At 69.1% G+C, this 22,418-nt stretch carries 15 protein-coding genes; 7 read left to right on the top strand and 8 right to left on the bottom strand.

Features of this window, described 5'->3' with window-relative positions:
• Positions 1-13: 13 nt before the first annotated feature.
• Together ACILSK_RS05960 and ACILSK_RS05955 are read right to left on the bottom strand one after the other, a co-directional pair.
• On the bottom strand, positions 14-1,624 hold the full coding sequence (locus ACILSK_RS05960) for a M15 family metallopeptidase (RefSeq protein WP_395726219.1): 1,611 nt from the start codon (positions 1,622-1,624) through the stop codon (positions 14-16).
• Positions 1,625-1,766: 142 nt separating this feature from the next.
• Positions 1,767-3,839 (bottom strand): PQQ-dependent sugar dehydrogenase, encoded by a 2,073-nt coding sequence (locus ACILSK_RS05955; protein ID WP_395726218.1) that lies wholly within the window; start codon positions 3,837-3,839, stop codon positions 1,767-1,769.
• Positions 3,840-4,030: 191 nt separating this feature from the next.
• Between ACILSK_RS05955 and ACILSK_RS05950 the strand changes: the two genes are divergently transcribed.
• Both ACILSK_RS05950 and ACILSK_RS05945 read left to right on the top strand, forming a co-directional pair.
• The gene (locus ACILSK_RS05950) at positions 4,031-4,858 is read left to right on the top strand and encodes a class I SAM-dependent methyltransferase (RefSeq protein WP_395726217.1); all 828 of its coding nucleotides are present in this window, start codon (positions 4,031-4,033) and stop codon (positions 4,856-4,858) included.
• Entirely contained in the window at positions 4,855-6,075 is a 1,221-nt protein-coding gene (locus tag ACILSK_RS05945; RefSeq protein WP_395726216.1) for a glycosyltransferase family 2 protein, read from the top strand. Before ACILSK_RS05950 ends, ACILSK_RS05945 begins: the two co-directional genes overlap by 4 nt.
• A 67-nt stretch (positions 6,076-6,142) precedes the next feature.
• Here ACILSK_RS05945 and ACILSK_RS05940 read toward each other — a convergent pair whose 3' ends face one another.
• The 5 genes from ACILSK_RS05940 to ACILSK_RS05920 form a co-directional block, all read right to left on the bottom strand.
• Positions 6,143-8,104, bottom strand: a complete 1,962-nt coding sequence (locus tag ACILSK_RS05940) for a hypothetical protein (RefSeq protein ID WP_395726215.1) — start codon at positions 8,102-8,104, stop codon at positions 6,143-6,145.
• 106 nt (positions 8,105-8,210) lie between these two features.
• On the bottom strand, positions 8,211-10,082 hold the full coding sequence (locus ACILSK_RS05935) for a hypothetical protein (RefSeq protein ID WP_395726214.1): 1,872 nt from the start codon (positions 10,080-10,082) through the stop codon (positions 8,211-8,213).
• Positions 10,083-10,337: 255 nt separating this feature from the next.
• Positions 10,338-11,633: an acyltransferase family protein gene (locus tag ACILSK_RS05930; protein WP_395726213.1), complete on the bottom strand. Its 1,296-nt coding sequence runs from the start codon at positions 11,631-11,633 to the stop codon at positions 10,338-10,340.
• 225 nt (positions 11,634-11,858) lie between these two features.
• A complete protein-coding gene (locus ACILSK_RS05925; protein ID WP_395726212.1) occupies positions 11,859-13,601 on the bottom strand; it encodes a hypothetical protein in 1,743 nt (580 codons plus the stop codon).
• A 135-nt stretch (positions 13,602-13,736) separates the two neighbouring features.
• Positions 13,737-15,047 (bottom strand): alpha/beta hydrolase, encoded by a 1,311-nt coding sequence (locus ACILSK_RS05920; protein ID WP_395726211.1) that lies wholly within the window; start codon positions 15,045-15,047, stop codon positions 13,737-13,739.
• A gap of 190 nt (positions 15,048-15,237) precedes the next feature.
• On the opposite strand from ACILSK_RS05920, the gene ACILSK_RS05915 reads away from it, so the two are divergent.
• From ACILSK_RS05915 to ACILSK_RS05895, 5 genes are all read left to right on the top strand, one after another.
• On the top strand, positions 15,238-17,364 hold the full coding sequence (locus ACILSK_RS05915) for a PQQ-dependent sugar dehydrogenase (RefSeq protein WP_395726210.1): 2,127 nt from the start codon (positions 15,238-15,240) through the stop codon (positions 17,362-17,364).
• A gap of 184 nt (positions 17,365-17,548) precedes the next feature.
• Positions 17,549-18,691: a glycosyltransferase family 4 protein gene (locus ACILSK_RS05910; protein ID WP_395726209.1), complete on the top strand. Its 1,143-nt coding sequence runs from the start codon at positions 17,549-17,551 to the stop codon at positions 18,689-18,691.
• Positions 18,692-18,702: 11 nt separating this feature from the next.
• Positions 18,703-19,620: a glycosyltransferase family 2 protein gene (locus tag ACILSK_RS05905; RefSeq protein WP_395726447.1), complete on the top strand. Its 918-nt coding sequence runs from the start codon at positions 18,703-18,705 to the stop codon at positions 19,618-19,620.
• A 117-nt stretch (positions 19,621-19,737) separates the two neighbouring features.
• A complete protein-coding gene (rfbA, locus tag ACILSK_RS05900; protein ID WP_395726208.1) occupies positions 19,738-20,637 on the top strand; it encodes a glucose-1-phosphate thymidylyltransferase RfbA in 900 nt (299 codons plus the stop codon).
• Between the two features lie 62 nt (positions 20,638-20,699).
• Positions 20,700-21,788 carry a sugar phosphate nucleotidyltransferase gene (locus tag ACILSK_RS05895; protein ID WP_395726207.1) on the top strand — a complete coding sequence of 363 codons (1,089 nt, stop codon included), beginning with the start codon at positions 20,700-20,702 and terminating at the stop codon, positions 21,786-21,788.
• Positions 21,789-21,826: 38 nt separating this feature from the next.
• Here the strand turns inward: ACILSK_RS05895 and ACILSK_RS05890 are convergent, their stop codons facing one another.
• Complete coding sequence (locus ACILSK_RS05890) at positions 21,827-22,402, bottom strand: NUDIX hydrolase (protein ID WP_395726206.1); 576 nt, start codon at positions 22,400-22,402, stop codon at positions 21,827-21,829.
• Between the last annotated feature and the right edge of the window lie 16 nt (positions 22,403-22,418).

Raw genomic sequence — 22,418 nt, 5'->3', positions numbered from 1 at the left:
CGACGGCTGCCGATCAGCCGAACGCGCCGCCCATCGGAACCCAGTCGCTCCAGCTGTTGCCATCGGTCGACTGAACCCAGCATTGGGTGTCCAGGCCGATCGCGGCGACGTCCAGGGAGCCCGAATTCCACAGGAGCGCCGGCGTCCCCTTGGCCTGACCCCCGTTGCTGATGTTCGTCGTCGACCAGGTCGAGCCGGTCGACGAGCTCAACTGCTGAAGTCGGGACGAGGAGTCGACGCCGACCACTCGGTAGGCGCCGTTGGCGTCGCGCACCGCCTCCACGCCGCCGACGATGCCGGTTCCGCCGATCTGGCGCCAGGGAGTCCACCAGGCCGATCCTTCGACGTAGCTCATCTGCCAGATCGACCTGTCCATGCCGATCCCGAAGACGTCGTAGCGGCCGTCGCGGTAGACGGCGGCGGGCGTGCCGGCGAGAATGCCGCTGTTGGTCACATTCTGCAGGCCCCAACCAGTGCCGTAAGAGCCCTCGTACTGCCAGATTTCGCCGTACTTCGTCACGCAGAAGACGTGATGCCGCCCGGCCGAATCGACGAGCGCGGTCAGCCCGGCCGCGAGTCCGGCGCCCCCCATGAACTGCCATGGCGACCAGCCACCGCCGTCGACCCGGTACTGGGTCCAGGCGGCGGCATCGCCGCCGATGGCGAACACATCGCATCGCCCGTTGCGGTACGTCACCGCCGGTGTGCCCAGGACGTACCCACCGTTCGAAGCGTTCGCGACCTGCCAGAAGCGGGAGCCGGCCGGGCTGGTGAGTTCCTGCAGGCGGCCGGCGGGAGAAATGCCGAAGACGTGGCGCACCCCGGCGCCGTCCCGGTAGGAGTCGACGCCGGGAACGTAGGGCAAACCGGCCCCGCGGATCCGCGTGATGGCCTGAGCCAATCGCGGGTCTCCCGGTGGGACGTTGATCTCGAAGTGCATCCCGTCGACGACGCCTCGGTAGTCCTGTCCCCAATACACCGTGTCGCCGGTCACCGACAGGATCCGGCGGACCGCCGCGATCTGGGGGGAGCTGAAGGTGTTCGCCCCGCCATTGGGATGCTTGACCGCGTTCAGGTCGATCGCGGTCCCCGACGCATGGTTCGACCAGACGGATGGGTTGTTGACGTTCGGGCGATAGGAGTAGCCCCAGCACTGCCCGGCCAGGATCGGCTCGACCTCCGCGTTGAACCGCTGCGCCACGTACAGCAGGATCGTCGCGACATCGCCGGATCGGATGGGCAACACGACGGACGTGCCGGGCACGGTGAAGTTCTGGATGCCGATCGTCGAACCGGGCGGCGACGCGACCGTCCAACCGTTGTACGAGGTCGCGCCGAGACTGCCGGCCGCAGCCATCGCCCGCTGGCCCGGGCCGGCCTGACCGGGTGGCGGCGGAGCGCCGTCCTCGCCGGCGCCGGTCGCCGGGTCGGGCCCGGGGTCCGTAGGAGGCGGATCGAGGACCGCTCGGCCGGCCGAGCTCGACGGCGTCGGCGCGGCGGTCGCCGGGGCCCCTTGGATTCCCAGCATCGCGGTTCCGATGGTCAGCGCACCAGCCTGCAGAACGGTCCGCCGGGCGGTTCCGAGCGAGCGTGGGTCGGTCGTGGTCCGGTCGTCCTGGGTCACGTCGGCGTCTCCTCCAGCCACAGGTATCCATCTGGTCGGGGTGTCATTTGGGGTGGCGGGCCGGCCCGCTCGGCCGTGCCCACCCGGTGACCTGCGATGCGATGCCGGCGACGTCCGGCGCGCATCGTGTCCGTCGGGGTCGCTATCGGATCTGGCCGCCCAGGCTGCGCCAGACACCCGAGCCCACGCGGGCGTCGAAGACCCACAGGCTGCCGTCCAATCCGCGTCCGGTCACGGCGTAGCCGCCGCCGCTCGTGGCGGTCGTGGCCGGTGCGCCACGGATGGACCCGCCCAGCTGGCCGGCCGAATCGCCGACCACCCGCACCGGCCCGCCGTCCCGGTCGGCGAAGACCCAGTCGAACGACTCCCCGTCACCGGCCCTGGCGCTGTACGAGGGTGACGAGCAGATCGGCACCCCGGTCTTGGTGAATCCGGAGAACGAACCGCCGGCCGTCAGCGTCAGTTCGTACAGTTCGCCGTCCACACCGCGAACGCCGACCGTGCCGCGCATCGAGTCGGGGTCGACGGCCGCGCCGGGGGCTCCGATGAGTTGCCCACCGACGTACGCCCAATCGGTCCAGGCGGACCCGGTCCACCGCTTGCTCCACAACGAATTGTCACTGCCGCGACCCATCACGTCGAGGGTGCCGTTGGCGAAGGAGACCGCCACGGGAGAGCTGGTCAGCGCGCCGCCCAGGGATTCCCACCCCGACCAGGGTCCGCCGGCGGTGAACCGGTGGTACAGCTCGGAATTCGTCCCGACGACGAAGACGTCGGTGCGGCGCCCGTCCCAGGTGACCGCGCCCGGGCCGTACTGGGCGCTGCCACCGAGGTTCACGAAAGGCGCACCTGGCTCGATCGAACGTCCGAACAGCGCGCCACCGGCGCCGATGACGTAGGCAGTGGTGGCCGATCCGGTGGTGACCAGGCTTGTCGGTGCCGAGGCGTCGGAATTGGCCGCGAAACAGCGACCGTCCCCGGGGCTCTGGCGGGTCGGGGTCACCCGCAGGATCTTCCCGTCCGTGCTGTTGTCGGTGGTGATGTACAGCGCGCCGTCGGGGCCCTGGAGCGGGCTCCGCAGCCGGCCGTACGTGCCGTTCAGCTCGCCGGGATTGTCGATGTTCACCACTGTCTGCTGGCCGGCAATGCTCAGCACGCGGATCGAGCTGTTCTTCAGCGCGGCCGCCACGAAGGCGCCGTTCCACCGGCCCCACTGCGTGCCGGACAACCAGGCGCCGCCGGACAGCGCCAGCGTGGGGTAGCCGGTGGTGAAAACGGCCGCTATGGCCGACGGCACGTTCGGATTGGTCATCGGCGTGCTCTGGTCGTACGTCTCGGACGGCGGCTTTCGAGGATTCCACCCGTAGTTGCCGCCCGGCACCAACCGGTTGATCTCGTCGTCCCGGTCGGTCCCTTGCTCGACCGACCACATCTCGTTGGTCCCGGGACGCAGCGCCAACCCCTGTGGGTTCCGATGCCCGCGGGTGAAGACGAGTCGGGTGTTCGCGTCGGAGCTGCTGGCATACGGGTTGCCGGACGGAACCGCACCGTTGCGGCTGACGCGAAGGACCTTGCCGTTCAGGCTCTGCAGGTTCTGCGGTGCGGTGCCCGAGCCGGTGTCACCGGTGCTGATGTAGAGCAGTTTGTCGTTGTCGAACCGCAGGCGGCAGCCGGCATGGTAGTTCGCGGTCTGCGGGATGCCCTTCACCAGCGGTTCGCCTGATCTGGTCGCTGCGGTCAGCGCGGGATTGAACTGCCACCTGACCACCCGGACATCGGCCGGATTGCTGCCGCCGTTGACGTGACCCTGGCACGTGTAGAACGTGCGATTGGTGGCGAAGTCCGGGTCGGCCACCATGCCCATCAGCCCGACCTCACCGGTGACGGCCAGGTCGGACAGGTCTGCCGACACCTGGGACACGGCGCCGTTGGGGGTCCGCTTCCAGATTCGGCCCGGACGTTCGTTGTAGATCATCGAACCGTCGGGCAGGAAGAACAGGTCCCACGGGTTGGCCAGCCCGGTGACCACTTCGGTGACGGCCAGGCTCGGCGTCGCTCCGACGGTGACGGCCGGCACCGGCCGAGCCGCCGTCGGCGCCGTGGCCGTCGCGGCCGTCGCGGCCGGGGCGAGCTCCACCACGGCCGTCGCGATCAACGCCCCGATCAGCGCTGTGGCGAGCAACGATCGTCCGGCCTTCGCTGCGGTACGCACCATGCAGGTAGGATGCCCTATCTCCCTGTCCGTAATCTAGTGATCACGAATAGTGATGTGCTGCCGGCGGCGAGCCGGTCGGGCGGGCGGGCGCAGGTTTCCGGCGCTGTCGTTGGGCCGTGCATGTCTCCGGGCATGAGATCCTGGTTGCGCCGGCCCGAGGCCGGCCGTTTCTATTCCCGAGGCATTGTGGGGTGCACACCATCGATCCCAAGAAGCGACCCGATTCCGATGTCGTCACCGACGACCGGTCGTCCAAGGTCGAACATGATGTGGTCGACACGGTCACCGCCGAGCCTGCCGTCCCCTTGCCGACGGCGCTGGGCGACTCGGCTTTGCAGTCCCAGACGCTGGAATCCGTCGCCGGTGCGGTGAATTACCACGAATGGTTGACCGACCTCGCGTTGCCGTTCCTGGGCGACCATCCGATGGAACTCGGCAGCGGCCTGGGCGACTATGCGCAGCGATGGCTGGCGGCGGGTATCCCCGAATTCACCGTGACCGAGGTCGATCCGTCCCGCCTCGGGGTCTTGTCCCGCCGGTTCGCCGACGAGCCGCGGGTGCACGTCGAGCCGATCGACATCCTCAACCCGCCGGCGGCCGAGTACTCGTCGCTGGTCGCGTTCAACGTCCTCGAACACATCCCGGACGACGTCGGCGCCCTCCGGGCGGCCCACACGGTGGTGCGGCCGGGCGGCGCGGTCGTGATGTTCGTCCCCGCCTTCGAGTTCGCGATGAGCAAGTTCGATCGGGCGGTGGGGCACGTCCGGCGGTACACGGTGTCGTCGATGACCACGACCATGCAGGCGGCCGGTCTCACCGTCGAGCAGGCCAAGTACGTCAACATCCCGGGTCTGGCCGCCTGGTTCGTCGGAATGCGACTGCTCCGGATGACACCCGGCGAGGGTCGGCTGCTGGCCACGTGGGACAGCCAGGTGGTGCCCCGGGCGCGTCGCTGGGAGGACAAGCATCGCGCGCCCTTCGGGCAGTCGGTCTTCGCCGTCGGCCGGGTCCCGCGATGACGGCGGTCAGGGCTGAGGACGGGCTGCTGGAGACTGATCCGTCGCCCGGAGAGCCGCAGCCAACGCCGACCGCGTACGAGCTGACAGTCGTGCTGCCCTGCCTGAATGAAGCGGAGACGCTCGCCGTCTGCATCCGCAAGGCGCGCGCGTCGCTCGACCGGCTCGGCGTCGCCGGCGAAGTCGTCATCGCGGACAACGGCTCGACCGACGGATCGCAACAGATTGCCGAAGCCGAAGGTGCCCGGGTCGTGCCGGTGCCCCGACGCGGATACGGCGCGGCGCTGCGAGGTGGTATCGAGGCCGCGCGCGGCACCTATGTCCTGATGGCCGACGCCGATGACAGCTATGCGCTCGACGATCTCGGCCCATTCCTGGACAAATTGCGCGGCGGTGCCGACCTCGTGATGGGGAATCGGTTCAAGGGCGGTATCGAGCCCGGAGCGATGCCGCCATTGCATAAGTACCTGGGCAATCCGGTGCTGTCCAGGATCGGACGGTTGTTCTTCCGCATCCCGGTCGGCGACTTTCATTGCGGCATCCGCGCCTTCCGCCGCGATCGAATCCTGGCGCTGGGCATGCAGACCGACGGCATGGAGTTCGCGTCGGAGATGGTGGTCCGGGCGTCGCTGAACAACTTGCGGATCGAAGAGGTCCCCACGGTGTTGCGGCCGGACGGACGGTCACGACCGCCGCACCTGAGGACGTGGCGTGACGGCTGGCGCCACCTGCGGTTCCTGCTGGCGTTGAGCCCCCGGTGGCTGATGCTCTACCCCGGCCTGCTGTTGCTCGTGCTCGGCGGCTCCGGCCTGGTATGGCTGTCCTTCGGTACCCTCACCATCGGTGAGGTGTCCTTCAGCGTCCAGACCATGCTGGCCTGCGCGACGGCCACGGTCGCGGGAATCCAGACCATCGGCTTGGCGGTGGTGGCCCGTTCGTACGCCGCCGACCTGAAGGTGCTGCCGGTGCAGCCGGGACTGGAACGAACTCTCGGGCGGTTCACGCTCGAACGCGGAGTCATCATCGGGTTGATCTCGACCATGCTGGGGATCGCGGCCTTCATCGTCGCCGTGGTCCTGTGGGGTTCGCACGGATTCGGCCAGCTTGACCCCGCGTCCTCCATGCGTTTGCCGATCTGGGGGATGGTGCTGGTGGTCAGCGGTCTTCAGGTCTTCCTGGTGAGCTTCACGTTGAGCCTCACCAAGATCGAGAGTCGCTGACCGTCGAGGCCCGACCACGGGCATCCTCCTGGTGATGTGATCGCCCGCCGGCGAGGACCGACGAGTCTCAACCCCGGTCGGGGCAACTGACGGCGAGTTGCGGCCGGCCGTAGTAGTCGATCTGCTGGCAGGTTCCGTCCGGGTTGACCGCCACGGGAGTCACGACCGTCAGCGATTCCACGCAGAAGGTCGAGCCCGCCGGCATGCCGAACAGGCGCACCGCGTCGACCGTGCCGGATGGCAACGGAACGACGGTTCGGTGGCTGCCGGCGAGGATGGGCTGTTTCCAGGCGCCGAACCGGAACCGGTCACCATCGAACGCAATCGACCGGATGAGGCCGTCCGAATCGGACCGATAGTGCACCACCGCGAACAGCGGCGTCGCCGTCGCCGGTGGCGAAACGGCGAGCTGGACCCCGTCGGTGTCAGTGGTCGGCGAATTGCAGGACACCTGGTCCCCGGCCGGCCGGTCCGCGGCGGAAACGGTCGCCAGCGTGACGGGTTGAACCTCGCCACGATCGTCCAGGATGACCGTTCGGTCGGTCAGCTCGGTCAATGCCCAGCCCGGCGCCATCAGGGGCAGCAGGAACGACTCCTCACCGTAGGCCTCGACCCATGGGCCGGAGGCAGTGACTCGCTCGGGCGCGTGGAGCGGGAGCACGGTGAGCGCCGGGTCCGTCCACCGCTCGGCCGAGGCACGGGCTCCGGCAAAGAAGTCGTTGGCCGCACGGTCGGCGGCCCAGTCGCGTTGGATGACTTGGCGCGCGTTCGCGTCGACGATCGTCACGACGAGCAGGGCAGCGACGCAGCCGGCCACCAGCCACCGACGGGGATGGGCGGACCGGAGCCGGTCCAGTGCGGTCGACCAGCGGGCCGGGCCGTGCATACTGGCCAGTCCGATGAAGATCGGCAGAGTCAGGTAGGCCGAGTTGCTGAGCCGCGCGGCCGTCCCGGCCACGTTCCACGCGTTGAGGATCGGGCTGAACACCAGGAAGCCCCAGTACAGGCCAAAGACCGCAACGATGAACAGCGCCGGCCCGAGGTTGGCCCGGTTCACCAGAACCACCCCGACCGCCAGCACCAGCCCGAGGACCATCGTGGCCAGCTGCATGGCCGGCGTCGGTGGCGAGACCGGCTGATAGCCGGTCAGCTGAGGGAACTGGTAGGTCAACGCCATGACCATGGTGCGTGCAACGACACCCAGCGGCGGTCCGGTCCCGGTCCCGGCGTAGAAGCGCTGGATCAGGACGGCTCCGGCGGCCGCCGTCACCGTCATCGCGAGGAGCGGCCGGCGGATCGACCAGAGCCGGCGGAGGCGTTCGCGCACCGGCGCCGGATTCCACACCAGCAGCACATCGACCAGAACGACGATCGGCAGGGCGAACGCGGCTCGTTCCTGGATCAGGAGGCCGAAGGGAAACACCGCGGCCGCGGCCCACAACCACAGCGAACGGCCGGTGCGCAGACCACGCACGTGCATCGCGACCACCGCGTTGGTGAAGGCGAGCACGGGCAGGATGTGCCAGGCGGCGTCCGTCCAGTGTGCGACGTCGGTGAGGCCGAGCGAGGCGCCGGTCGCGACGACGACCAGCAGACGGCGGACCAGGGACATGCCCAGTTCGCTCACCAGCCAGATCGTGGACAGCAGCACGATCCCGACCAAGGCGGTCGAGACGGCGGCCCCGACAGTCACGTCGAGTTCGGTGTGCAGCAGCAGCAGATGACCGAGCCGGTTCACCGGACCGAAGTGGGAGAAAACGTTGAGCGTGAGCAACTCCCAGCCCAGGCCGGATCGGCGCGCCACCTCGAACTGGACAAAGTCGTCGTCCGCGAACACGTAGGTGTCGCGCAGGCGCAACCACACCAGCAGGCAGCACAGTCCGGTGGCGAAGCCAAGGACGAGGGCCGTGAGCGAGGACGAGGACGAAGCCGAACTGCCGATCCGATCGGTGCGGGTGGCTACCTCGGCGTCGGCATCGGCGTCGGTGATGACGCCGCGGACCGCGTCGACGCTGTCGGGCACGACCATCCCACCACTTCTGCGGTTCACTTGTCCGACCGTCGGCCGACGGCGAACCGGTCTGTCCGGGCGATTGACCAGCCAGTCTAGCGACCACGGCGGTCACGTTCGGTCACTAAGGGAACTGCCGCCCCCATGACGCCGGACAGGGCTGCGGCTGAACCCTTGATCCGGTTTGGTCGACCAGCCAGCATTCGCCGGGCATCGCACCTGGGTCGCGGTCCGGGGTGGCCGGGTCCGCGGCGACCAGTTCGACGGCAGCCACGGTAGCGATGCACACCGGCCCGCCATTGAGCAGTCTGATCCGGACGGCGTCGATCGCGGGATCCGGGATGCGGGCGATGGCCAGCGTGCCCTGGCCGTCGAGACCGGTGGGGAGTGCGGTGTCAAAATACCTGCTGTTGTCGAACCCGGTGACCTGGGCGGTGGCGTCGGATTCTGCGGTGTAGCGCACCACCAGCCACAGACCGGACGTCGACGAGCTCGCCGTGATCGGGACCTCCAGTTGACCGCCGGGTTCCACCCGCGAACATCCCTGGCCCGGGTCCGTCCACTCGTCGAGCACCACCGGCCGGGTATCACGAACGACCCCGGCATCGTCGACGATGACCGGCCGGCCACCGGCGGGCACCGGCTCGACGGGCCGGTGGAAGATGCGCAGGACGTTCACCAGTTCGGTGTACGGCGAGGTGATCCCCGCGAAGATGTAGGCGGGGGGTGCCAGGGTGGGGACGACGTCGAAGGGTTGACCGGCTTGACGCAGTCTGTCCAGGTCGCCGTTGGCGTTGTCGAGGTAGTCGCGCACCGCCGAGGCGGAGCCGATCGCCCGGTCGGCGAAGCGCGGGGCCGTCACGAGAACGTGCGGCAGGAAGATCGCGATCAACAGGGTCAGGATGGCGACCGCGGGCCAGGAGTCGGCTGACCGGGCCCGCCCGTCGAGCGCCGCTCGGCGCAGCGGCCGGCGCAGCGCCAGGGCCACACACATCACCCAGCAGACACCGACCTCGAGGTAGTAGTTGGCCTCCAGGACGAACGAGGGTCCGTAAAGGCCGACTCTGCCCCACGCCAGCAGCGCGAAATTCGCCAGGTAGACAACGGCGAAGAGGGCCCAGACGATCCATGCGCCCCGCCGGGCCCAACTCGTCCAGGCGACGAAAGCGACCATCAGGAGCAGCACGAGCCAGCACGCGGCGACCCGCCAGGGTGGATCCAGCACGTCGCCCCAGAAGCCGGCGAGGGACTGAACGAACGCACGCGCGCTCAGCCCGAGGGTCTCGATGACGTCATCGACGCTGGCCGGCGCGACATTGGGCCGGTAGAAGGCGATCTGATTGATCGCGCTCAGCAACCAGATCACGAACAGTGGCGCCCACGTCGACCAGTCCCGAACGACCTGTCGGGGCAGGCGGCGCAGCGGGCAACTGGTCTCCGCGAGCACCCCGTAGCGCAGCAGAACGAGCGTCAGGGGCAGCAGCAGCGGCTTTTCCTGGACCAGGACGGCCAGGAGGTAGGCGGCCGAGGCGGCCCACAGGCTCCGGCGGCTTCCCGTCACGCAGAGGCGGATGAAGAAGGCGACGGCCAGGGTGCTGAACCCGGTCGCCAGGAGGACGTGGATACCGTTGGTGAAGACCAGGGCCGGCCGAAGGGTCCAGATGGCGAACCCGACCGTGATGACTGCGTACCAGAGCACGATCGGCCGAGTGCTGATCTGCCGGATCATGAAGGCCACGGCTGCGATCACGCCGGCGGCAAAGAGCGCGAGGACGATCGCGAAGTAGATGAACTGGCCGCTGGCGAATGTGGCCATCAATTTGTAGACGATGCGCAGCAGGGGAGAGAAGTGACCGAACATGTCCGTGCGGAGATAGTCGACGGACAGGTCGGATTCGATTGCCTGCTGCAGGAACAGATAGTCGTCGACGAGGATGAAGGAGCGACGATTCAGGTTGAAGATCCACAGGCCCTGGACGAGAATCAGCCCGGACACCAACCATAGGTACAGGCGCGCGTCACGGGTGGCTCGTGGGGTGTCCGTGGCCGGATCGGCCGGTCGTGTGGTGGAGCCGGACCCCGGCTGAAGGCCGGTGGAAGAATCTGCCGGATCGCCCGTCAAGACCGTCTCGCTCCTATGTGCGAATGGACCCACCCGCCGGTGAGTGGTGCGTGCTCGTGGTCGCGGCCGACCACCCTTTTCGCGAAGTGCGGAGCGCGATGACGGGCCCCGCTGCTACCCCGCCGGCGATCAGCTCTTCTTCGAGTATCGCGCGGCCAGCTTGCGGCCGAAGGCCACCCCGGGCCGCTCCAAGGTCACATAGCTGATGTGCGCGGCGGTGAGGGACAGGACGGCAATCAATGCGAGCTTCGCCCAGGGATGGGTAACGTCCGGAGGATACACCAATGGGCCGCGGCCGTAGACGGAGAGAATGATCGGGAAATGCCAGATGTAAAGGCTGTAGCTCCGGTCGCCCAGCCATGTGGCGCCCTTTCCCAGGAATCCCGGCGAAGGGTTACCGGGTTGTGCCGCGATCAGCAGCACCGGCACCAGAAGCAGGGCAACGACGTAGTCGAAGCCGGTAAACCAGATCCAGTGTCGATAGTCCGAGGCGCGTTCGACGAACATCAGCATGGCCAGCGCCGGGACCATGGAAATGACGACCAGGGGCACTGAGAAGTACCTGGGCAGGTGAGCCCGGAGGCGGTCCAGATGCCCGCGGGTCACCAGGTACTTCAGCGCGATGCCCAGCGCAAAGATCGGCACGATACCCAAGAATTGCCGGGACAGGAACAGGCTTTGGATCCCCGGGTCGGGCCCGGTGCCGGGTGGGCCGAAATAGAATTCGCGGAGGCCGTCGCCGCCGAGGGCCACCCACAGCCGCCAGCCGACACCTATTCCGACCAATGCGATGAACGTGGGCCACGGTGCCCGGATGAACAGCAATGCCATGGCGGGCAGGGTCAGGTACAGCAGGAACTCGGCGGTCAGGGTCCACAACGCGCCATCGACATTGAGCGAGCTGGAGGTGGAAGGGAACATGTACTGCATGAACGTGGCGTTCGCCACGATCTGTTTCACGCCTTGGGCGCTGAACAGCAATGAGTGTTCGGCGAAGAACAGGAACAACACGCCGACGGTCACGTAGTACGCGGGAGCGATCCGGAAGAACCGCCTGATCCAGAACCCGCGGAGGCTGCGCTTTTCCTTGGGGCGCCAGAACTGATCGGCGAGCAGGAACCCGGACAGCAGGAAGAACAGATTGACCCCGAGGCTGCCGAACCCCTCGATGATCTCGTACCCAGGGAAATGCGGCTGGGTCGACAATGACCAGCTGTGGTGCAGGACGACCATTCCGGCGGCGATGCCGCGAAGCGCCTCGATGCCGGGGAGCCAGCCCATCCCGGCGACGCCGGCTCGACCCGGTGGGCGATCGGGCTCCTTCTGCTGGACGGGTGCGGGAGCCGCCGGCGGGGTCGGCGGCGGGGAGTCCGGCGTGCCCAGCGCTGCCGAATCCGGTGACGAGCCCTTCGTGGCGCCGGTCATCGGCCGCTCCACGTCGGATCCGGCAACTGGTTGGCCGGCACGCTGCGGTCGGCGCCTGGCGCCGTACCTGTCCCGCCGTCACACTCCACAATTGCCCATTATTCCATCGAAGGGGCGTTCATCGTGCCGCGTGACTCGCACCGAGTCGCCAGGTGCGGCCCGGGTGGGTGACGGCCAACAGGGAGCTGGGCGACGGCCGGCCTACCCGGAGCCGCCTCGGCTGGGTCAGCCCTTCGGTGCCACATCCACCAGCCCCACCGTGACCGTGCTCAGGCAGACCGAGGTTCCCTTGGCGGTCAGCTGCAGGCCGCCGTCCGGGACACCCTGTGGCGCGTACCCCACCACTCCGTCGGAGCCGGCTTCCAGGGTCAGCGGGTCCAGCTCGCTGTGCGGCGCCACCAGGGCGCCCCGGGCCTCGGCCTGGTAGTCGATCAGCACCCAGTAGCCGCTCGGCACCGAGATCGGCACAGTGACCGACTCACCGTCGGCGAGGCAGGTCGAGATGTCGGCCTCGGCCGTCCGGAAGAACTTCAGGGGTCCGATGGTGCCATCGATGCCGGCCACCCAGGCCTGGCTGGTCTGGTCGGTGAACTGGACATCGGGCATCAACTGCGGCAGAACCCGCTTGCTCATGTTGTACGGGTACATCTGGGACAGCACGATCCCGCCGGGAACCGGGAAGTTGAGGAGCTTCGGGTCGGCGTCGGTGGGCCACGTCTGGGCCACGCGATCGATCCACAGCCGGGCCTCGTGGCCCGGGCTGGCTTGGACGGTCAGGACCGTCGACTGCACCCACAGAGCTCCGCACACCACCAGCACCGCACCCGTGGCCACCAGCGTGGTGCGGGAGCGCGGCCGGTTACCGGCGCCTTCTCGATCCGGTGGGGCCCGGTCGACGCGCGCGAGCAGCACCGAGGACGCGATCACGGCCAGGCCCAGCCAGACGATGGCGGTGTTCTCGATGTGATAGCGCAGCAGGCCCGCGTTCTGGATTCCAAGGAGGTCGGCCCGCCGGGACAGGGCCACCTGGTTGAGCAGGACGCAGATGCCGACGAAGCCCCACACGCCGACCACCGCCGGCTGCCTCCGTACCGAGACGATGATCAGGACGATGACCACGAGATTCGCCAGGACCACCGCGGCCCAGGTGAGAGGCGATGAGTGGAACAGCCACAGATCGGTCCCGAACAGCGACGGGACCAGGCCGCCGACCAGTCCCCAGCCGACGAACGCCGCGGACTCGGCGGTGGACGCAGCCTCACCCGAAGACGCCAGGTACGACCCCGTGACGAATCGGACGACCACCACCAGTGAGATGAGTCCGATGCCCGCCCAGGCCGGCCAGGTGGTCCGCAGCAGCGCGAGCCGCGCCTTCAGTCGCCGGCCGCGCCAGAGCACGAGAAAGCACCACAGCACGGAGAACAGCGAGAACAACAAGGACTTTTCGCTGAAGGCAACGGCAGCCCCGTAGGTCGCCAAGGCGGCGACCAGGTACTGGACCCGACGCCGTACCACCCATCGCGTGAGGCATCCGAGCGTGGAGATACACAGTGCCAGGGCCGCGAAGTTGTTCAGGCTCGCCGCCCACCACATCGCGGGTGCGACTTGGGCGATCGAGAAGGAGAAGGCGATCCCGGCGAGGACGTTCAGACGGCGGGCCTGCTGGGCCGCGTCGAGGCACCTCACCAGTGCGACGAGAGCACCGGCGTGGATTCCCGCGATGATCAACGCGGCCGGCGCCCAGGACAGGCCGAACAGTTTGAGGAAAACGACGTCGGCAAGGATGTAGCCGGGCATCAGGTGGCCGAACCAGGGCCGGATGAGTTCCTCGACGGTCACCCGGTTGTGGATGAAATAGTCGGCGAAAAGAAAATCGTCGGCAAAGAAGAACGACTGCCGGGCCAGGAGCCAGGTCGTCGCGAACACGGCGGCGGTGACCGCCGGCAGCAGCCATCGGGAGCGGATCACGAGCAGCCAGGGAGCCGGCGACCCGAGATCGGCACCGCCCTCGGTGGAAGTCCGTCGATCGTGGCTGATCAGCTTGCACCTCCTCGCGTCGTCGACGGGTGTCCGGAACCTCGGCCGTCGATCATTCTGGTCGGGTCATCCGGTCAGATTCATCTTCTTCGCGGCCCACGGCAGCGCCTGGGTCAACCCGTTGACCGCCGTCGTCCAATCGTGACCCGTACCGGGGCTCGCCCAGAACTGAGTATCCATCCCGGCCGCCTGGGCGATCGCGTTGAGCCGCTGCATGCCGGTGGTGATGCCGCCATCCTCCGACCCGGCGATGAACCAACCGCCGGAGCCGTCGAACCGCTTGCTGGTCATCAGATCTTTCGGGTTCATCGACTTGAACTTGGTGGCATCGCCACCGGCGACCTTGTCGATCGTCTCCTGGAGTTGGCCGTCGTTGAGCACGGCATCCTCGAAGCCGGAGATATCGATGAAGTTCCGGTACAGGTCGGGATGGTTGGTCGCCATCACCAGGGAACATGTTCCGCCATAGGAAAACCCGCCGATGACCCAATGCGACCGGTCCGGATCGACCAGCAGCTGGTTGGCGATCGCCTCCGGGACGTCCTTGGCCAGGTAGGTGTTCACGTTCCCCATCGGTGAATCGAAACAGCCGGGGTTCGACAGCGAGGCGCCGAGAGCGTCCGGGACCACCACGACCGGTGCGATTCCGCGATGAGCGGCCGCGAACTCGTCCATGATGTTCTGCACCCGGTCACCGAGGAACCAGTCGCCCGGTTCGCCGGGTTGACCGGCGATCAGGATCAGCACCGGAAGGGGCTCCGGATTGTCGGCGAAGTAGGCCGGGGGGTAGTAGACCTTCCCCGGGCGCGCGGCGAAGCCTGACGCGGTGCCCGGTAGGTCGATCGTACTGGTTCGGCCCTTCCCGTCGGCGGGGATGTTGCTCCCGGTCGGGTTCCAGGTGGTCGTCAGGGGGCCGGCCGGCACCGGGGACGATGACGTTGCTCGGCTCGGCCCGACGACCGGTGGACCCGAGATCTCGGAGGCCGAGCCCGCGCCGAGCAGGTCGCCCAGTCGCGGGAACTGGACATAGTAGGCGTTGATCTGGTTGGCGGCGGCGGCCACCACCACCACTGCGGCCACCACCGCGAGCACCCGCTGCCACCAGGTCGAGCGGAACATCCAACCGATGGCCAGCCCGATGGCACTGAACCCGACCGCCACCCAGAGCGCGATCTCGAACTTGAGTTCTTCACCGACGTAGTGGGGCGCGACGAACCGGCCGACCGCCCATGCGGCGACGGTCGAGACGGCCAAGACCGGCGGCACCACTCGGATCCACCACCATCGAACCGGTCTGATCAGCAGGAATGCCGCTCCCGCCACCCCGAGGACGATGATGAGGAGATGGAGCCACCCGTCGAGCAGTGAGCTGCTCACTTCCTCTCCCATCCTGGGTTCCGGTCCGAGTTCGCTCCGGCGCAGACCGCCGACGCCAAGTGTCATTCATCGTCCCCCTGCGCGCCGCCCGTCCGCGTAAGTGGCCGGTGAAGTCGTCCTGTCTACAATCGCCCGGCGGTGCGGCCATCGGGCTCCCGGCGGTACGACCATCGATGTCAGAGGGGCCACCATGGCGTGTCCGGCGCGGCGGCAGCGATTGCTCCGGGTTCAGGCGGTGCTGCTGGTCGGCATGCTGACGGCCGTCGTGGCCGCAGCGCCGGCCGCGACGGCGACGACGGGTCCGGCCGGCCTGCGAGCGGCGGCCGCGAATCCGCCGGTGCCCGAGCTCACCGTCAGCACAGTGGTCGACGGGCTGAGCAACCCGTGGGACGTGACCTTCACCCCGGACGGCACGATGCTGTTCGATCAGCTTCGCGGTGGCCTCGGCGCGGTGTTGCCGACCGGTGAGGTCCGATATCTCGATGCCGACTTCGCGGACAACTTCACCGGTAACGAGTCCGGAGTGATGGGGCTGGTCGTCGATCCAGGGTTCGCGAACAATCGGACCCTGTACATCTGCCAGACGCTGCGGGGTCCCGACCCCGCGCAGCCCGGGGTCGGATCGGCGACCTCCGTCGTGCGGTGGCGGGTCGCGGCGGACTACGGGTCGGCGGTCCGTGACGGCACCGTCGTATCGGGCATTCGACCCGCCAACACCGAGGGCCGCCACGTGGGTTGCCGGCTGCGGTTCGACGACGCCGGGCTGCTCTACGTGTCGACGGGCGACGGGAACTCGCCGACCGGCCCCGAGGACATCACGAGCCCGCTCGGCAAGGTGCTCAGGGTCACCACCGCGGGCGACCCGGCCCCGGAGAACCCCTTCGCGGCCGACGAGAACGACTGGGCCAAGCGCGTCTTCACCTTCGGGCATCGCAACCCCCAAGGGCTGGCCTGGCGGGCCACGACCGGCCGGATGTGGTCGGTCGAGCAGGGTCCGAACCGCGACGACGAGATCAATCTGCTGGCGGCCGGCGCCGACTACGGCTGGAACCCGGTCGGGCCGGGCGGGGCATATCAGGACAACGGAACCCCCATGACCCGGGAGGGTGCGACGCCGGCGGCATGGTCGTCGGGCAGTCCCACCATCGCGACCTCCGGGGGGACCTTCCTGGTCGGCACCGGGTGGGGCGCCTGGGAGGGCGCGCTGGCCGTCGCCACGCTCAAGGGCGTGTCCCTGCGAATGTTCTCGGTCGCGGAAACTTCCCAGGTCGCCCGGACGGCGGCCGGTGATCCGGCGACGACGGTGGCGGAACCAGGGCCGGAGGTCACCCTGACCGGAGGCGACGACGGCGCGGTGGTGACCAGCGCCGGAGCCACTGCGACCGCCACCGCCGACCCGATCGGGACTGCGTTCTCGGGCACGTTCGGCCGGCTCCGGACTGCTCAACTCGGACCGGATGGCGACCTGTTCGTGACCACCAGCAACGGAAACGGGCAGGACAAGATCCTCCGGATTCGGCCGGTATGGCCCTGCGACGGTCCGGCGGACGATCCGGTCCCCAGCGGCGTGGCCGCCACCCGGTTGGATTCGACCACGGTGGTCTCCGTCCGGGGCAACGACGATGCGGTCTGGTACCGGACGGCGCAATCCGGGTGGGTGTCCGTGGGCGGCGTGACCCGGAACGGACCGGCCACAGCCAGCTGGGACGGTCGGCGGATCGACCTGTTCGCGGTCGGTACCGATGGCGGGCTCTATCACCGGGTGGGTTGGCCGGACGGCCCGTGGTGGCCGTGGGAGAGCCTGGGGGGTGTGTTGACGTCGGCGCCCGCGGCGGTCGCGCCGAGCCCCGGGAGACTGGACATCTACGGCCGGGGCGCGGATCGCGCCTTGTGGCGGATCAGTTGGACCGGTTCCCGCTGGACTTCCTGGGAGTCGGTGGGCGGCCAACTCGCGTCCGCGCCCGGTGCGGCTGCCGGCGACAACGGCCGGACGGTGGTCGGTGTCCGAGGCCTGAACGGCCAGGAGTACCGCGTGCGGCCGGCGGGCGGGTTCGACAGCGTCGGAACCCCGATCTGCTCGGCGCCGGCCTACGCGAACGGCGGCGGCGCCGGCCCCGTCGTCGCCTACCGTCTGGGCAGCCAGGACATCTCGCTGTCCGGACGATCGATCGGTGGCGTGCTGACGTCATCGCCGGCGGTGACCGCCGATGCCGGCTCCGGTCGGCTGGACGTCTTCGCGCGCGGCAACGACAACGGACTCTGGACGTACTCGACGGCCGGAGCCGGCTGGACGTCGTGGGGGGGATCGCTGCGCTGACCGTCGCCGTCGGGCCGGCGGCCGGTCGGCCGGCGACCCCCGTCGGCCGATCCGGCCGGCCGCAGCTCCGGGGTGGCGCTCCGGTGCCCCCGACGTGTCCCCGACGCGCGTCCTGTGCGGTCGGGCCGATCGGCATCAGTAGGCTGGCGCGGCTACGGCAGACCCTTGAGGGAGGGTGACAGAGTTGGGCGCACACCCGCGGGTGTTGCTGGACGCGACTGCGATTCCGGCCGATCGGGGTGGCGTCGGGCGGTATGTGGACAACCTGACGGAAGCGCTGGACGTCGCCGGTGCCGCCCTTTCGGTGGTCTGCCAGCACCGGGATGCGGAGAATTTTGCGCGGCTCGCCCCGCGCAGCCGGATCATCCCGACCGCCGAGGAACTCGGCAGCCGGGCGGCCCGGCTGGCCTGGGAGCAGACCACCCTGCCCAGATTGGCCAACCGGCTGCCCGTCGACGTGATCCACTCGCCCCATTACACGATGCCGCTCGCGGCGTCGGTGCCCGTGGTCGTGACCCTGCACGACGCGACCTTCTTCTCCGATCGCGGCCTGCATCTCGGCGTGAAGGGCCGATTCTTCCGGGCGTGGACGCGTACCGCCCTCCGCCGTGCCGCGATGTGCATCGTGCCCAGCATCGCCACCCGAGACGAACTGGTCAGGTTGGTGCGCGCCGATCCCGCGGCCATGGTGGTTGCCTACCACGGCGTCGACCTGGACCGGTTTCAGGTGCCGACGGCCGATCAGATTCGTGCTGCGGCCCGTGCCCTCGGCCTGAGTGATCGGACCTGGATCGCCTTTTTGGGGACGTTGGAGCCGCGAAAGAACGTGCCGGCCCTGATCCGGGCCTTCATTCGCGCCGTGGCCGATCGGGGCGATCCACCGGTCCTCGTCCTGGCCGGTTCTCCCGGCTGGGACACCGGCATCGAGCCCGCCATCGCCGCCGTCCCGCCCGGTCTCACCGTGCTGCGTGCCGGACACGTGCCGATCGAGGTGCTGCCCGGCCTTCTCGGCGGCGCGCTGGTGGTTGCCTATCCCAGCCTGGGTGAGGGTTTCGGCCTGCCCGTCGTCGAGGCCATGGCCTGCGGGGCGGCGGTGCTGACCACGCGGAAGCTGGCCCTGCCCGAGGTCGGGGGCGACGCGGTGGCCTACAGCGGAACCGGGGCCGGTGACATTGCCGCGGCCCTGACCGAGCTGCTGGACCGACCCGACGAGCGGGCGCGGCTGGGCGCGGCGGCGGCGGCCCGCGCGGCCACCTTCACCTGGGCGGCCAGCGCCCAGGCCCATCAACGGGCCTACGAACTCGCCGCGTCCAAGGCGACCAGGTGAGTGCCGATCCGTTGCCCCCGGCCGTGGTCCGGGACGCGTCGTCGAACGGTCGGATCGGCCTGGTGGCGGTCACCTACTCGCCGGGCCCGGCGCTCGTCGGGTTGCTCGACTCGATCCCCGGTGCGACCGGGCGGCAGGTGATGATCGTGCTGGCCGACAACGGCTCGACGGACGGATCCGTGGAAGCGGCTGCGTCCCGGCCCGGGGTGCGGTTGGAGCGCACCGGCGGGAATCTCGGCTACGGCGGGGCGGCCAATCTGGGGGTCCGCGCCCTCGACCGGGACATCGAGTGGGTGCTGATCGTCAACCCGGACCTGGTGTTCGGGGCCGGGTCGATCGACGAGCTGATCGACGTGGCCGGCCGGTACCCCCGAGCCGGTGCGCTGGGACCGCTGATCACCACGCCGGGCGGCGTGGTGTACCCCTCCGCTCGCGACCTGCCCTCGGTCTTCACCGGTGCCGGTCACGCCATCCTCGGCTGGCTGTGGCCGACCAACCCGTGGACGCGCCGGTACCGGCGGGACGCCGATCACCCCGTCGAGCGGGCGGCCGGCTGGCTCTCCGGGTCGTGCCTGTTGGTGCGACGGTCCGCGTTCGACCAGGTGGGCGGGTTCGATCCCGGTTACTTCATGTACTTCGAGGACGTCGACCTCGGCGATCGGCTCGGCCGGAAAGGCTGGGTGAACGTCTACTGTCCGTCGGCGACGGTGGTGCACCAGGGCGGGCATTCCACGGAACGTGACCCTGCGGCGATGGCGAAGGCGCACCATGCCAGCGCCTACCGGTATCTGTCGCGCCGCTATTCCGGTTGGTGGAATGCGCCGTTGCGGCTGATCCTGCGGGTCGGGCTCGCCGCCCGCGCCTACGTGTCCGCCCGGTCGAACCGGGTGGCCGGCGGTGCCTCCATCCCGGATCGGCGCATGGACTGATTGCTTTCGCCCGGCCCGATCGGCCGGGCCGCGGGAACCTGCCGGCGGTGGTCGGATACGGTCGGCTCCTGTCGATATGCGCCGCGCAGGCGCGAGCGAGCGGATGGGTGAGGGATCATGAAGGGCATCATTCTGGCCGGCGGCGCGGGCACTCGCCTGCACCCGATCACCCGTGCAGTGTCGAAGCAGCTGTTGCCGGTTTTCGACAAGCCGATGATCTACTACCCGCTGTCGGTGCTGATGCTCGCCGGCATTCGTGACGTCCTGGTGATCACCACGCCGGAGGACAATGCGGGTTTCCGCCGGCTACTGGGGGACGGCTCGGAGTGGGGAATTTCCATCTCGTACGCCGTCCAGTCGGCGCCGAACGGTCTCGCCGAGGCGTTCATCATCGGCGCGGACCACGTCGGAGACGATTCGGTTGCGCTCGTCCTCGGGGACAACATCTTCTACGGCCAGGGCTTCTCGCGGACCCTGCAGCGAGCCGTCGAGGGCATCGACGGCTGCGTGCTGTTCGGTTATCCGGTGCGGGATCCCGAGCGGTACGGGGTCGGGGAGCGGGACAGTACCGGCAAGCTGATCTCCATCGAGGAGAAGCCGGCCGACCCGAAGTCGAACCTGGCGATCACCGGGCTCTACTTCTACGACAACGACGTCATCGAATACGCCAGGTCGCTGCGACCCAGTGCGCGCGGTGAATTGGAAATCACCGATCTCAACAACATCTACGTGCGTGCGGGCAAGGCGTCATTGATCGATCTCGGCCGCGGGTTTGCCTGGCTGGACACCGGTACCCACGATTCCCTGCTCGAGGCGGGAGAGTTCGTTCAGGTGCTCGAACACCGCCAGGGCGTCCGCATCTCGTGTCTGGAAGAGATCGCGCTGGCCACCGGATTCATCGACGCGGACCAGTGCTTCGCACTGGGCAAGGCCCTCGCCAAGTCGCCCTACGGGCAGTACGTGATGAATGTGGCGCGAACCGCGGGAGCGGGCACCGACCAGCCTGCCGATCGGTAGCCGCCACGGAACTACCCTGCGCTGGACAACGGCCGGATCAACGAGGGGATTGACGAGAGACTGTGGCGACCCACCCGCCTGCCGAGCAGGTTGACGCCGTCATTCTGGTCGGTGGCCAGGGGACGCGGCTGCGGCCATTGACGCTGTCCGCGCCCAAACCCATGCTGCCGACCGCCGGGGTGCCGTTCCTGGAGCATCTGCTGTCCAGGATCCGGGCCGCCGGGATGACTCATGTGGTGCTGGGCACCAGCTACAAGGCGCAGACGTTTGCCGAGTACTTCGGCGACGGCTCGTCGTTCGGGCTGGACATCGACTACGTCGTCGAGGAGGTGCCGCTCGGGACGGGTGGCGCCATCCGGAACGTGGCGGACCGGTTGCGCGCGGACACGGCCATGATCTTCAACGGCGACATCCTGTCCGGCCTCGACCTGACCGCCCTGCTGACCACCCATCGAACGGTGGGTGCCGACGTCACTTTGCACCTGGTGCAGGTCGACGATGCCCGGGCGTTCGGGTGCGTACCCACGGACCCCGCCGGCCGGGTGACGGCGTTCCTGGAGAAGTCGGAGCAGCCGCCGACGAACCAGATCAACGCCGGTTGCTATGTCTTCGAGCGGTCGGTGATCGAACAGATTCCGGCGGGTCGCGTGGTTTCGGTGGAGCGGGAGACGTTTCCGGGCCTGCTGGCGGCCGGAGCCGTCGTGGCCGGCCATGTCGACTCCTCGTACTGGCTCGACCTCGGTACACCATCGGCCTTCGTGACCGGATCGGCGGACCTGGTGCGGGGCATCGCACCGACGATGGCGCTGCCGGGCCCGGTGGGCGAGTCCCTGGTGCTGGACGGCGCCGACGTGCATCCAGGTGCGGCGATCTCCGGCGGGACGACCATCGGTCGTGACACGACCGTCGGCGAGGGTGCCGTGGTCGAACGGTCGGTGGTGTTCGACGGCGCTCGCATCGGGCCCGGTGCGCGAGTCACGAGTTCCGTGATCGGGGCGGGCGCCCACGTCGCGGCGAGCGCGGTGGTGGCGAATGCGGTGATCGGGGACCGGGTGGTGGTCGGCGAGAACTGCGAACTGGTAGGCGGCATTCGGGTGTGGCCCGGGGTCGAGTTGCCGGCCGGATCGGTGCGGTTCTCGGCGGACAGCTGACGGCGTCCCTGCTGGGCCATCCCGCGTGGCGACGCCGGTCAGCCCGCCAGCGCGGCCGCGACGAGTTCGTGGTCCCCGGCGTCGAACCCCGCCGGTAGGGCGTCGACCGGCCAGAACCGCAGGTCGTCGGACTCGTCGGAGATCACCGGCCGGGCCCCGGCGGGCGCGACGACCCGGAACCGCACGTCGAAGTGCCGGGTCGGGATGCCCAGCGAGCAGGTGACCGGGTGGATGTCCAGGTGGACCGGCACCGGGTCGATGCGCAGACCGGCGATGCCGGATTCCTCGGTGGCCTCGCGTAGCGCGGCGCCGGCCAGCGTCTCGTCCCGTCGTTCGCAGTGCCCGCCCAGTTGCACCCAGCGGCCCAGCCGCGGGTGCAGGGTGAGCAGCACCTGCCGCCGGTCGGGGCTCAGCACCAGCGCGCTGGCGGTGATGTGGCCCGGCGCGCACTTGCGGCGGGTCGCGTCCGGCCGGGCGGCCAGGAACCCCAGAAAGCCCTCCCGCACCGCCGCCTGCCCGGGGGTCGGCGCGGGCCAGGCGGCCAGCACCGCGGTGACGTCGGCGTGCAGGGCCGCGTCCGCCGCGGTGACGGTGGCGATCTCGATCGTGCTCATCGGTACGCGCTCACCG

This window comes from Nakamurella sp., from assembly GCF_044224575.1.
In the GTDB taxonomy this organism is placed as follows: domain Bacteria; phylum Actinomycetota; class Actinomycetes; order Mycobacteriales; family Nakamurellaceae; genus Nakamurella.
This window is presented reverse-complemented; position numbering and strand designations above follow the sequence as displayed.